Annotated in this window: 8 protein-coding genes and 1 pseudogene; 3 read left to right on the top strand and 6 right to left on the bottom strand. The window is 41.7% G+C overall.

Going from position 1 to position 13,599, the window contains the following annotated elements:
* Positions 1 to 12: 12 nt before the first annotated feature.
* Positions 13 to 1,176 carry a tryptophan synthase subunit beta gene (gene trpB, locus SB775_RS04835; RefSeq protein WP_410860697.1) on the bottom strand — a complete coding sequence of 388 codons (1,164 nt, stop codon included), beginning with the start codon at positions 1,174 to 1,176 and terminating at the stop codon, positions 13 to 15.
* A 349-nt stretch (positions 1,177 to 1,525) separates the two neighbouring features.
* On the opposite strand from trpB, the pseudogene SB775_RS04830 reads away from it, so the two are divergent.
* Positions 1,526 to 1,922 (top strand): annotated as a pseudogene (locus SB775_RS04830) (transposase); the annotation flags it as partial.
* Between the two features lie 143 nt (positions 1,923 to 2,065).
* Here SB775_RS04830 and addA read toward each other — a convergent pair.
* From addA to SB775_RS04810, 4 genes are all read right to left on the bottom strand, one after another.
* Entirely contained in the window at positions 2,066 to 5,800 is a 3,735-nt protein-coding gene (gene addA / locus SB775_RS04825; protein WP_410860695.1) for a helicase-exonuclease AddAB subunit AddA, read from the bottom strand.
* On the bottom strand, positions 5,793 to 9,290 hold the full coding sequence (gene addB, locus SB775_RS04820; RefSeq protein ID WP_089363642.1) for a helicase-exonuclease AddAB subunit AddB: 3,498 nt from the start codon (positions 9,288 to 9,290) through the stop codon (positions 5,793 to 5,795). The genes addA and addB overlap by 8 nt, the downstream gene beginning before the upstream one ends.
* A gap of 190 nt (positions 9,291 to 9,480) precedes the next feature.
* Positions 9,481 to 10,044, bottom strand: coding sequence for a signal peptidase I (gene lepB, locus SB775_RS04815; RefSeq protein ID WP_410860693.1), 564 nt, complete (start codon positions 10,042 to 10,044; stop codon positions 9,481 to 9,483).
* 33 nt (positions 10,045 to 10,077) lie between these two features.
* Entirely contained in the window at positions 10,078 to 10,692 is a 615-nt protein-coding gene (locus SB775_RS04810; protein ID WP_289320835.1) for a TVP38/TMEM64 family protein, read from the bottom strand.
* A 293-nt stretch (positions 10,693 to 10,985) separates the two neighbouring features.
* Here SB775_RS04810 and SB775_RS04805 point away from each other — a divergent pair, with 293 nt between their 5' ends.
* Positions 10,986 to 11,360: a YhjD family protein gene (locus SB775_RS04805; RefSeq protein ID WP_061462043.1), complete on the top strand. Its 375-nt coding sequence runs from the start codon at positions 10,986 to 10,988 to the stop codon at positions 11,358 to 11,360.
* A gap of 898 nt (positions 11,361 to 12,258) precedes the next feature.
* Here the strand turns inward: SB775_RS04805 and SB775_RS04800 are convergent.
* Positions 12,259 to 12,825 carry a competence protein ComK gene (locus tag SB775_RS04800; protein WP_125163634.1) on the bottom strand — a complete coding sequence of 189 codons (567 nt, stop codon included), beginning with the start codon at positions 12,823 to 12,825 and terminating at the stop codon, positions 12,259 to 12,261.
* Between the two features lie 335 nt (positions 12,826 to 13,160).
* Between SB775_RS04800 and SB775_RS04795 the strand changes: the two genes are divergently transcribed.
* On the top strand, positions 13,161 to 13,397 hold the full coding sequence (locus SB775_RS04795; RefSeq protein WP_061462041.1) for an IDEAL domain-containing protein: 237 nt from the start codon (positions 13,161 to 13,163) through the stop codon (positions 13,395 to 13,397).
* The last annotated feature ends 202 nt before the right edge of the window (positions 13,398 to 13,599 follow it).

Here is a 13,599-nt window from a genome sequence, read left to right as displayed (position 1 = left end):
TTAAAATTTGGCCTATTTTTCTATCATGTTAAATACTTGCTCCACATCTTTATCACCCCGTCCTGATAAATTAACGATCAGGATATCATCTCTTGTTAACTCTTTTGCTAACTTCATGGCGTAAGCTAGAGCATGCGAGCTTTCGAGAGCTGGGATGATCCCCTCTGTTTTGGATAACACCTGAAAAGCCTCAAGAGCTTCTTCCCCTTTTACCGTCACATACTCCGCTCGTCCGCTATCTTTCAAAAAACTATGCTCGGGTCCAACACTTGGGTAATCCAAGCCGGCCGCTATGGAAAATGTCGGTTTTGGCTGCCCATGCCCATCCACTAACGTCAAACTTTTGAATCCGTGCAATACTGCCGGGACACCTTGCGAAATACTAGGGGCTTCAATTGGTTCTACACCAATTAAACGGACATTTTCTTCTTTGATATAATGTGCAAAAGCACCAATCGCATTGCTTCCCCCTCCTGCGCAAGCAATGATGGCAGTTGGGAGCTTTCCTTCCTTTTTAACGATCTGGCGTTTTGATTCTTCACTTATGATTGCTTGAAAATGCTTAACGATCGTTGGATAGGGATGCGGGCCCACTGCTGAACCAAGCAAGTAAAAAGTATTTTCATAGTTTTGCACCAAATCATTTAATGCCTCATCAACGGCATCCTTTAATCGCCCCTGTCCCTTTTCGACCGCTACAACTTTTGCCCCCAACAATTCCATCCGAAAGACATTCAATGCCTGCCTCTCCGTATCCAGCTTACCCATATAGATTACACACTCTAAGCCGAACATCGCACATGCTGTTGCAGTCGCTACACCATGCTGTCCAGCGCCAGTTTCTGCGATGATGCGATTAGCACCCATCCGTTTAGCGAGCAGGATCTGTCCAATCGCATTATTAATTTTGTGAGCACCTGTATGATTCAGATCTTCACGCTTCAAATATATTTTTGCCCCGCCAATCTTTTTCGTTAAATTCTGTGCAAGGGTCAACGGGTTTTCGCGTCCGACATATTCTTTCAGATAATATTGAAACTCCTCAATGAATTCCGGGTCATCCTTATATTTCAGGAATTCCGTTTCTAAAATATCCATAACTTCCTGTAGTTCACCCGGTACAAAGCTCCCACCGAACTCACCAAAGTATCCCCTGCTCTTGATCTCACTCGTCATACTCTTCTCTACTCCTTTAAAAGGTATTTTTCTCCTCTAGTATATAGTAATTTTTTATATTTTTTCAAACTATTCTGTTTATTTGGTGAAAATCGAGTTTGTCTTCAGTTTTTTTTGCTTGTACAATTTGAACGTTGATTTCCAATCCAGGCACTCGCTTTCCGCGGGCGGTCAGGGAGCCTCCTCGGCTTGCGCCTGTGGGGGTCTTCCCCTAGACGCGATTTTCCCGCAGGAGTCTCGTACCTTCCGCTCCAATCAACTTTGAGTATTAAAACTTAAGGTGATGAGGATGCTTTCTAAACATGATTTTATTCAGCGAGATCAATTTGAAATGCGCCAGTGCGAATAAGATGAACATTTTGATTGTTCCCTTTGCCCATCGGGCGAGATATTAAAGTACACAACAACGAATAAAGAGGGCTATCGTGAGTACAAATCACCAAAACCCATTTTTATCAAAGTGTACCCAAAGTATAGACCATCAAAAAGCAGTGACACGTCATATTTGGCAAGATTATATGGAAGAAGCAGATCATCTGCGCCATCATCAAGATGTAAAACCTATCTATGCGAAACGTAATGAAACGGTTGTGCGTGTTTTCGCAGATGCAAAAGAAAACCATGGCATGCGTTGGACTACTTTAAGGGGACTTAAAAAATTGTCGATGCAGGCGATGCTCACTTTCGCTGCCATGAATAAAAAGAAGATGGCCAATTGGACTTGGCCATGTCCAAAAATCGCCTAACATAGTAGGCTCGTAGAGATCCAATTCCTTAATATTGAGCAAAATTCAAAGGGAATTTCAAAAGGGGGTTCGGAATGTTTTAATTCCGAACCCCTTTTGTCTACAAACAGAGTGTCCCACATAAATGGGACACTCTGTCTCTCTTATACTTCCAATAAATGCGATCCGTCAAAGAAAAACAAGTAACGGCTGGTTACTTTCTTATTCAATATCCCTTCAACAGCCCTCGTATATAGCTGAAGCTGCATCCGGTATCGATCGGCAAGGATTTCTTTAGCCCCTTCATACCCGCTAGCAAAACGGCCAGTGATTGTATCCGTTTTATAATCGAGTAGCACAAGACCTTGTTCATCCTCAAAGATACAATCAATCACACCTTGGATAAGGATCTCCTCTTCGCCAGTTGCCCAATCCCTGTAAGCCTCTTTTGCAGGCACCGACATCGTAAATGGCACTTCACGGCGAATGCTCCCGGCCCTCTTCATTCTTTGGCCGATTTCACTGTCAAAGAAATCGACAATCGTTTCCGGATCCACAGCTTCTTTCTGTTCCTCCGTCAACAACTCTCGTTGAATCAAGTCTACCATCAGTTCCTGAATCGATTGAATGGTAATCTCTTTAGATAGATCAATATGCTGCATGACTAAATGTGTAATCGTACCCCTTTCAGCAGGTGTCAGTGACTTTTCTTGCATGAAAGTCGGACGCTTCGTGATGGGACGTTTAAATTTACGTAACAACTCCGTGGAGCTTTGCTCGTCCTTCAATTCATATTGACGTTTTAGTTCAGAAACGGATTGTTTGGAACGATACACCGTCGCCTCATGCTCGGGGTACTCCCATTCGAGCTGTTTTTTGATATCATCATAAAATTCGGAAACCATCGCGACCTTCTCTGATTTTTGGACATGATCGAGTATTTGCTCCTGTACCAGTGCCTCTTCCTCATCCAGGACAGCAAGTTCTTCACTCGGAATGACGGAAATGGACCAATTCGATGGATGCGACTCCATTTCCAAGCCAAGGCCTGCAGCACCAAGGGAATCCCGATGCCGGACAAGGGATGGACCAATCCAATCAAGATAGCTTTTTGCACCTGCCCGTACATAGTCCTTTAAAAGCCAATCTCCATGTGCCGCATTACTTTCCCAGTTCTGCTGCGTTTTTTCTGCATCATTGATGCTGGCAATTAAGTAAAGCTTTTCTTTAGCTCTAGTAAGTGCCACGTAGAGGACACGCATCTCCTCGGCAATTAATTCAAGCTGCTTTTTTTTCTTAAAAGCCAATTGAGGGAGGGATGGATAAGTTATCCGTAATTCGGAATTCACATACTTAGCCGCAAAGCCATAATCCTTATCCAGTAAATACGGCTTGCGTATATCCATCATATTGAATTGCTTGGAAAGACCGGCAAGAAACACGATCGGGAACTCAAGACCCTTTGACGAGTGAATCGTCATCAGGCGGACTACATCCTCCTGTTCCCCTAAAGCCCGGGCTGCCCCTAGATCATCTCCACGTTCTTGCATCCTTTCTATGAAACGCAAGAAACGGAACAGACCGCGGAATGAACTTGCTTCAAATTGCCTTGCCCTGTCATACAAAGCTCTTAAATTGGCCTGGCGCTGTTTACCACCTGGCATCCCTCCTGCAAAATCATAAAACTGCGTTTCGCGATATAGAAGCCAGATCAAATCTGATAATGCTTCCTGCCTGGCAAGCTTCCTCCACTTTACTAGCTTTTTATAAAAAGTTGAGGCTTTTTCATATAGCCCGGGATGTTCTTCCGGGTCACTCTTTCTGTAAAAATCAGCTAATGCTTCGTAGTAGCTCCCTGTATGGAATAAACGCACCTGTGACATTTCTTCTTCATCCAGCCCGACTATAGGTGAACGGAGAACGGAAGCCAATGGGATATCCTGCTGCGGATTATCAATCACCTTCAATAAGGAAATCATGATGGCCACTTCGGTCGCTTCAAAATACCCTGTCGACAAATTGGCATAGACTGGAACCCCCTGCTTTTTAAATTCCTCCATGATTTGCGGTGCCCATGGCATCGAGCGAAGAAGAATGACCATGTCACGATATGTGGCAGATCTGTACTTTTTGGTTTTCGTATCATATATCCGATGCTTTTCGCCTATAGCCTTTTTAATGAGCTTAGCCATTTGCCTTGCTTCAAGCTGCGCTTTTTCAAGTTCCTCAGCCTCAAACCCGCCATCCGATCCTTCCATTTCCGAAAGGGCTCCCGAATCGGCTGTTCCATCAATTAAATGGAGTTCAATTGGGTTTGGATCGTCTTCGGGATATGGGGCACCTTTCTTCAATTGGGCATCTTCATCATAATCAATCTCACCGACTGTAATGCCCATCAACTGTTGAAACAAGAAGTTCGTCCCATCGAGAACTTCCTTTCGGCTCCTGAAATTACGGTTTAAATCTATTTTAAGTCCGGACTCAACACCATCATGGGTAAAACGTGTGTATTTTCCAAGGAAGAGATTCGGTTCCGCAAGCCTAAAGCGGTAAATGGACTGCTTGACATCGCCTACCATAAACAGATTCCCATTATATTCGCCGTCAGCCGTCACCAGTTTTAAAATGGATTCCTGAACAAGGTTCGTATCCTGATACTCATCTACGAGAACCTCCTTGAACTGATTCCTGTATTCGATAGCTGCCGCTGAAGGTTTTCGTTCGCCATCCACAATCTCCCCTGTCAAAATCCGAAGACAATAATGTTCCAAATCAGCAAAGTCAACTAAGTTCTTTTCTGCTTTTGCAGCAAAGAATCGATCGTCAAACTGTTTAACAAGCATTACAAGTGTATCGACATAGCCCTTGAGCTCCCTTATATCGCGCAGATAGCTTTCCGGTTTTCGGGAAAATAACTCTTCCTGTAATGATTTGATGATCTTCTTCGCCTTATCGCGATACTTGGTAGCCTCATCCGATACTTCCTTGATAAAATCTTCACCAGTAAGCCGTTTTGCCGTTCCAAATTTCACGTTTTGGATTTCTTCATAAAGAGAATTCCAGGATTGGTCTTTCACTTCCGAAAGTTTAGCAACCAGGGTCAAATCGGCTAAATAGTTCTCAGCCCTTGGTGCCGGCCCCCCAGGGACTTTTGTCAACGCAAGCGACCGTTCCAATAAATCCCTGGCAGTGTCCAGTTGTAAACCAATATCGAATTTCAATGAATCGATAAACGAAAGGTCATCAATCCCATCATCATCAGCCAACTCATACATGCTTGCTGCACCATTGAGCCATCTGTCCGGATCAGGATTTGATTGCGAAAAATCATACAGCGATCGAACTATATTCTGAAGTGCATCATCATTTCGATCGCTCGTAAAAGCATCAACCAAATTAAAGAACTCATCATTATCATTTTGGCCATACTGTTCCTCGAAAAGTTCTTCCATCACTTCATCACGGAGTAGCTGGATCTCTGTAGAGTCTGCAATCCGGAAGCCTGGGTCGATTTCCGTCAGGTAATAATACTTCCGGATCACCTCTAAACAAAAGGAATGAAGTGTGGAAATTGAAGCGCGATTAATCAAGCTCAACTGCTTCCGCAGATGCTGTGAATGCGGATTTTCATTGATCGCTTTTTCTAATGCCTCGCTTACCCTATGGCGCATCTCGGCAGCCGAAGCATTGGTGAATGTAACGACGAGCAGTTCATCAACATCGATTGGATCTTCTTCTGAAATGACTTTTTGGATGATCCGATTGACCAGCACCGCAGTTTTCCCTGAACCTGCAGCCGCCGCAACCAGAATATCCTGATCTTTAGCCCATATCGCCTTCCACTGATCTTCCGTCCAGGTCACGTCTCCTGGCAGAGCAGGGATTTTCGTTTTACTCATCGCTCTCCCCCTCCCCTCTTAATAGCTCAAGAACATCATTTTGTTTCTTCTGTGCTAAATTCCTAAATTGATTCTCCTCCAGTGACTGGTCGAATTGGCATACCGATTTAAAGGAACAGAAGGTGCACGGCGTTTTTTCCTTTAATTTATATGGCGTTATATCCACATCACCATCGACCATTCGATCACCAGCCTCCTGATAAACGCGGCGCACATGATGATTCAGAAGCGAAAACTCTTCCCTGCTGGCTACTTTGGAAGCCGCCAGGAGCGAACCATCCTTTTTAAATCCAGCTGGAATAATATCCGACTTACCTGAATTTTCAATATCAAGCGAAGTATCCATCATCTGAATGACATTTGAATGATCCAGTACAAGTCCATTCATTTTAAAACTTTTATAAATTTCTTCTTCAATTTTATCCAAACTGAGCATTCCCTTTGATTTGACAACAGGATTATGCACATGAAAATACAAAACGCCGGCTGGGATAGCTTCCTTTCCAATTAGCGACTTCGAATGGGTGACGACGATATCAAGGTATGTCAACATTTGCAGCGCAAGTCCATAATACACTTCACTCATGTTCAGTTCCTTTTCACTCGACTTATAATCGAGCACACGCAAATAGACACCCTCACCTTCTTCCGCTTTATCCACACGGTCGATCCGCCCGATCAATTCCATCTTCGTACCGTTTTTCAATGTGAAAGAAAGTGGCGGCAGCTCTCCATTTTTTCCGAATCCGAGTTCTAGTCCAATTGGAGCAAAACCGCTCACCTTTGCATGTTCACTTAATACGATTGAGGCCCGTCCAATCACGTGTTCCAGTTTCCTGCGTAAATAGTGATGGCGGTTCGTACTTAACAAAATCTGATTTTGAAGTTTAGGAGCAAGTTTCTCCACAGCAATTCTAGCCAACTCCAAACATTGTTCCTTCGTCAAAGCAGACCAAGGAATATCATGTTCCTTTAAGTAATCCGAAATCATTTTCAACGCTCCGTGGAACATCTCACCAATATCTGGTGCATCCAAACGGAAAATTTGCCTTTCCCTCAATTTCAAGCCATGAGCGGCATAATGGGAAAACGGGCAGCTATTGAACATTTCCATCCGGGATACACTCGTAAGAATGCTCTCACCATATAATTGCTTGCTTGTTTCCTCTGATAATTTCTTTGTTCCATTTTGATAAAAAAGGCTCGATAAAACCTTGGTTGCTGAAGGACCGGCCTTTTCATCCTCCAAAATGGAATTATATACATCCCACCAAAGTGAGTGGATTGGATAGTTCCTTTTTTTCAGCTGCAATTGGGCAGCGAGGTACGATAGTGCCACATCATAATTCGCCGCATATTTCACCTGTTCCTCAGCAGTCAGATCGGATGGATCGTTCATATAATACACATCGGAAACGTTTAGCAATACGTCCCTTACCCTTTTCAAATAGGATGAGGGTAAAAGTGCCTTTCCTTCCTCATCGGCAAGCGGATATGATAAATAAAGGGCTTCAGCAGGTGTAGTAAAAGCTTTATACGCAGTAAACTCCTCATCAAGGAGGCGCACCTTTGAATTTGGAGCAACATCAAGTCCACCAGCCAGCAGCAGCTCACGATCACTATCTGAAAATATTCCGTCAGATAAAGCCTTTCCTGGCAAAACCCCTTCATTCAAGCCGATGACAAAAGCTGTCCTCACATCATCCAGGCGGGATAAATCGAGATTAGCTACTAGGACTTGGTCAATTGCCGGCGGTACCAAAGAATATTCAAGGGACTCCAGACCAGCTTCAATGACTACCGCAAACTGTTTCATGGAAAGCTCTTCCCCGCTCAGCAGTTCAACGAATTGGTCTAGTAAGTCGACAACCGCATTCCACGTTTGCTCATGCTCTCTAGCCGATACCAAATCACCCGCTTCTTCTGCCTCCTGTTTCAGTTTTTCCAATTTTTCCGGTACATGCAATTCCTCAAGATATAGATAAAGGGCCTCACACAATTCCCTGCCATTAGCTGCCTTTTTAACACGTTTTGATAGCTTCAAGATGGGCTCGGTAAATAATTGCTTCATCTCATTAAGCTCTTGCTCAAGCTTCATTTCCTTGTCCGTCTGGTTTCGGTCCTCTAGTTCCAGTCCGCGGAAACGCCGGTAGGTCCAACGCTCTTTGGACGTCCACCTGCTTCCTTTAATTCCACGGGCCAGCACATAGTTTTCCAGCTTATCAACCTGTTCGCGCATTCTATCGTGATTTTTTTGCAGCGGAAATAGAAGCTCCGTCTTGATTGCACGAAATACCGGCTCATAACGCCAATATCCATTGATGATCTCCAAAGTCGAACGAATCAGTTCAATCAGAGGATGATTCAGCATGGTCCGTTTGGAATCGACGAACAAGGGGATTTGATAATCCCGAAAAACGGTTTGTAAAATATCTGTGTATGCCTCTCCATTTCGGACTAAAATCGCAATATCACGGAAACGGTGCTGTTTCTTTCTGACAAGCGTCAAGATGTCCCGGGCAACTCCTTCAATCTCAGCTCTGCGGTTAACTGCCTGGGCGATCGTTACATCAGGTGACTGCCCAAACGTCCGTGCAGGACGAATGGCAAAGTAAGTTTCCAGATGATTCAGGCCCGGACTCTTTCCAAACCTTTCCGTCCCTTTTAAGATTCGGTCTTCAGAAATGGGTATACCGTTCCTCAATCCAGCCTGATAAAGGTTATGATAAAGATTTCCCGTTTGCCTGAACAATTGCAAATCATCCGGAGCATATTGTCTGTAGGGCTGATCTAACGTCAGCGAGACCGTTACACTCCTGCACAGCTTCATCATTTCTTCCACAATCAACAATTCCTGTGGCGTCAAGCTATAAAAACCATCGATATAGATATCCGCATTCCTTATATATGAAGACTCAGACATTTTCTCGATAAGCAAAGTGAAATAGTCTTCGGAATCTAAATATTTGCCAACCATTTCATCCTCAAACGCCTGATAGACCAATTCAAGGTCATGAAGTTTATCCTGAATGCCGCTGCCGGAGGGTGATGTTTCGGTCAAATAGTTTTGAATGTCATCCGGTTTGATGCAATACTGCTTGAACTCAGCCAGCATAAGCTCCATCTGTGCAATGAACCCCTGCTTATCAGCAGATCGACGAAACATCTTTAACTCTTCTTTTTTATCCTCCATGATCTTCCTTATCAACATATTAACGCCAACGCTGTCCAAATGGAGCCGGCTCATTCCCCCAGTTTCCTGAAGAACGCGCCAAGCAAGCCTGCTAAAACTGAAAACCTGTGTACGGATCATTCCGGCAAGGCCTGGTGTTTTAATTAATTTATATTCAGATAGAAACGTCATCTGATCAGGAACGAGGTAGATAATTGGATTGCCTTCGGGATTTTCTGCCAATTTGGTGCGAATTTCGCCCAATATATTCGAAGTTTTCCCTGCACCCGATCTTCCCAGTAAAAAACGGAGTGACATCTCTTTTCCCCCTTATACAACATAATATCTAGATCCATCATACCAGAAATACTTTCGTCTTTTTGACTAGGTTTCTGTTTCCAATTAGATTTACATTCTATTATTTTACCGTTTTCCTTTAAAAAACACCAATCGTACGTTCGCGTTTCCTCCAAAAGAAAAAGCCCTGATAATTTTCGGGCTTCCTCAATCATTCACCTGTAAATTTATAATTGAACTCTTTGATCGGCCAATATCGAACATCGACTTTACCGACAACATTTTCAACTGGTATGTAACCAAAGTGACGGCTGTCCGCACTTTCAAGGCGATTGTCACCCATGACAAAAAGCTTGCCCTTCGGGACTGTTGTCATGCCCGTCAATTCCTTTAATGTAAAATCGCCCGTAAAATCCTGTCCCGGGAAACCTTCCTTGTATTTCTCAAGATAAGGCTCATCCACTTTCTCACCATTTACGTAAAGCCAATCATCTTTATAACGAATGCGGTCACCTGCAATCCCTATAACTCGCTTAACATAATCTTCCTGTGCATTCGCATGAAAAACTATAATGTCAAAACGGTTGATATCTTGAATCTGATAATGGATTTTATTCACGACAAGTTTATTGCCGTCTTCAAGAGTCGGCTGCATCGAATCCCCTTCAACATCATAGCTTGAAAAGAAAAATGTACGGATTAAGATGTAAATAACAAAAGCTATCATGGCTGCTTTTATCCAATCGGACAAAGAATTCTTGTTTGTTTTTTCCATCTGGTTCAACCCCTACTACATTTATATACTAATTTATTGTCCTTCTTCTCTCTTCATGCTTTTATTTAATCGGACTTCCAGTCTTTTTCCCACATACCATAGGATAAAGATGACAATCCCGATAATGATCGTACGTACAGGCTTATGTATTAAGGATACCAAATCGTAACCTACGAAGCTGATCGTAAAAATCATCACCGCTTTCCCTCCAACGACTGCAAGTCCATATTGCAAGGGACTTACCTTTGAAAGTCCTGCCACGATATTCACGATGGCCGACGGTGTAAAAGGGAAGCAGAGCAGTATGAACAAAGGACCGAATCCATGGCTTTCCACCCAAACCATCAACCTCTGCACCTGCTTATGTTTTTGCAAAAATCGAAAAAACCTCATTTGACCATATCTTCTAATAACTAAAAAGATCAAAAAAGACCCCGCTACTGCACCAATCCAAGAAAATAAAAATCCCCACCAGAGACCAAAAGCCGTTGCATTTGCAAGCACGAACACCACTAAGGGTAAAAAGGGCAAAAAAGCTTCCAACATCGGCAGTAAGATTCCGGGAATTGGACCGAATGAGCGATATTGCTGAATGAGCGCCGATATATTATCAAGTGTAAACCACTCACGTATAGTATCCAAATCCATAATTATCTCCCTCGACATGCTACTATCAAAGCAGCATAAACTTATTAAAAACCGTTTACTTTAGATATATCACTTTCCCCTGAAATTGCAAGAATTATTATCCATATATCTTCATACTTTCCCTATCTCAGGAAAACATAATCTTGTTAACAAAAATTTCATCATTTATCAAAACTTCTTGCATATAAACTTAAAATACATTAGGATAAACGAACGAGAACAAACGTTCTGTTTTTTCACAAGATATACATATTAATATTAAAAACGTGCTTTTTTAGAAAGGAGCGGTCATGATGACCCGCATTCCAGAAGATGACCGAAATATGATTGAAAAAGCCATCTACCTCCCTATGGTTATTACAGTCTTAAACCGGGATCTCAAGGTCATCGAAATTAGTCCGTTTAAATTAAAAAGGCCCTATTCGGAACTAGTCGAGCATATATTAAAAGTCGTTCAGGACGATCTTGCCGAGGTACGGCGCTATTTGCGCAAGGAGAATATTAAAGTAAGTGAAATCAAACGTGATGAATCCTTCACGATGTATTGTTTTTTATATAAAGGATATGAAGAACATCATAATTATTTCAATCCCCGCCTTCGGAATAAGACGGAAGACTTGTTATGTTATTACTTTTTCGAAAAAAGTCACCATGCTAGGGATATTTAGCGGCTTATCCCTATGCTGCCATCCTCCATGTATGATTATCTGTTAATGATATAGATGCATTGGGGTGTAGGGAAAGTATGACCATTAAAAAACGCATCTCTTCTTCCTGCTTCTTATAGATGAGTAAGTCAATTTATCATGACCAAGATCGATAAGGCTCACTACCCTCAACTATTGTCATAAACCGTTTGCACATTTAGCTGCTTACTGATTATGACAAACATTTTCGAGGACACAGTCTTAACGAATAATAGGCCGGGCTCGTATGCTCATATTTAATCGGTATTTTACTCACATCTTATTCTGTACATTTAATAAACCTATTCCCCAACACTATCATTTTAGAGTCAGCAAAACGTTTTTGCAAAAGATTGTTATAAGTCTATATTAGAGACAAATGAAAACGTTATCCTTTACCTTACTTTGGTCACGGCAGATGAATAAAACGGCAAATCAATATAATCTCTATCATTATGTATAAAAAGACCTTTGTGAAACATAGAGGTCATCTATTATATTGTGAAGTGAATAACTCACAAACTTATATTCCTTTGTTTAATCGTAAAACCATTGGATGGTAAAATAACCCTCCCTCAACTTAGAAAACTTAGGAGTAATCTATATTGTGGGCTGGAATTAATTATTTTTATAAAAGTACTAACGGTAATAATATTATTTGAAGAGGGAACATGGTAGGAGGGAAACATCACATTTATTAAAGAAGGCACTGAAAAAATTTAAAAAGAAATCGACGATTTATGGAAGTGTTATTTGAAGGTTAATAATAGAGCCCTTCTCTTATGAGAAGGGCTTGCTTTAATTTTGACTAAATGCCGTTTGCATCCTGTACATTCCAGTCAGCACTGTTACGATTTTCACAGCCTGGATCCGCCTTCCTTTACTTGCTTGGTATATACTTTGACATTACCTCTGAAGCCTTGACTCCATTTGCCTCGGAGAACAGATAGAACGATTTCCTCTTTGTTTCCTCAATCCTCTGGATCAGTTTCGTTTTTAAAAAAGATGTCCGGTGCAGCTGGTTTTCAAAAGAACTGCATGATACTTCTATATCGATGGTTTGTCTATTCCTGAATGTGATGGTTGTATGTTTGGAATCCAGGCGATCATAGGATACCACATGCTCATGTGATAACCAGATGCATTGAGGACGCAACGGAGATGTAGTTGGAAAGAAGAAGATCGAACTGGTTGGATCAATTGCAATCGGTGCTTTATGTGTGATGTTTATGAGCTGTTTCGTGCCTTGTTTGCGTCCTTCATAACTTGATCCGAAAAACTCACAGCTTTTCTTTACTATTTCCAAAGGCTTAAACGGGGAGATGAACTCGTCCTCCATTTCAACGATCCGGGCATATATTTTACTTCCATAATTAATTGGTGAAACCATTAGTGTATAGGGCGTGATTTCATATTCCTCGATGATTCCCTGACTGTTTTCCTTCATTTTCAATCCACCTCTTCCTCATTGCATTAAAAAGTAAAACTATAAACACCATTTTACTTTACCAAACCTTATAGTCTTAATCGCTTGTACCCTTCCATTCCCGATTGTATAAAAAGGTGAAGGGAGATAGTAAATATATGCTAAATTCCTCACTATAATAGCACAACCTGTAAAGATAAAAAGCAAGTTCACAAAAAATTAAAAATTCTTTTAAAAAGTGGTCATTTCGTCATCTAAACGACACATTCTCTATTAAGTTTAAATTTTTTTGAATTTTCAGTTGATTTTATCCATTCAAATCCATATACTAATAAAAAGGGTCAGGGGTGGTAACTTTGAAAAATGAAAAATCTTATTCAGAGTCAGTGAAGTCCTTATCAATGAGCGAAATGAAAAACGATGCTGTGGTTCAGGAAATGTTAATTGATATGATTATTCTGGAATCCGTCCTTACTACCAAAAAGAATATCCTTGCGAAACAGATTGATGAAGCCCTGGATATGAAAAACAAACCTCTATTCCTAAAACTAAGTTCTGAAATGAATGTTTTACTGAAACAGTTTGGAAATTAAAATGAATGACTAAAAAACAGCCTGATAATCAAAACAGCCTCCCATAAATTGGGAGGCTTCAGTTTGTAGACAAAAGGGGTTCGGAATTAAAAAATTCCGAACCCCTTTTTGAGATTCCCTTTGATTTTTTGCCTGAAGTTAGGAGATTGGGGCTCTACGAGCCCACTATGTTAGGCCATTTTTGGACCTCGCCATGTCCAAT

This window comes from Peribacillus sp. SIMBA_075 (genome assembly GCF_046534585.1).
Note: the sequence above shows the minus strand (reverse complement) of the source record. Positions and strands in the feature narration are given on the sequence as shown.

Excerpts from the sequence above, each read along its gene's own strand:
- SB775_RS04810 (WP_289320835.1), bottom strand. The coding sequence starts at position 10,692 with ATGGATTTGGATACTATACGTGAGTGGTTTACACTTGATAATATATCG.
- addA (WP_410860695.1), bottom strand. The coding sequence starts at position 5,800 with ATGAGTAAAACGAAAATCCCTGCTCTGCCAGGAGACGTGACCTGGACG.
- SB775_RS04800 (WP_125163634.1), bottom strand. The coding sequence starts at position 12,825 with ATGAAGGAAAACAGTCAGGGAATCATCGAGGAATATGAAATCACGCCC.
- SB775_RS04805 (WP_061462043.1), top strand. The coding sequence starts at position 10,986 with ATGACCCGCATTCCAGAAGATGACCGAAATATGATTGAAAAAGCCATC.
- trpB (WP_410860697.1), bottom strand. The coding sequence starts at position 1,176 with ATGACGAGTGAGATCAAGAGCAGGGGATACTTTGGTGAGTTCGGTGGG.
- addB (WP_089363642.1), bottom strand. The coding sequence starts at position 9,290 with ATGTCACTCCGTTTTTTACTGGGAAGATCGGGTGCAGGGAAAACTTCG.
- lepB (WP_410860693.1), bottom strand. The coding sequence starts at position 10,044 with ATGGAAAAAACAAACAAGAATTCTTTGTCCGATTGGATAAAAGCAGCC.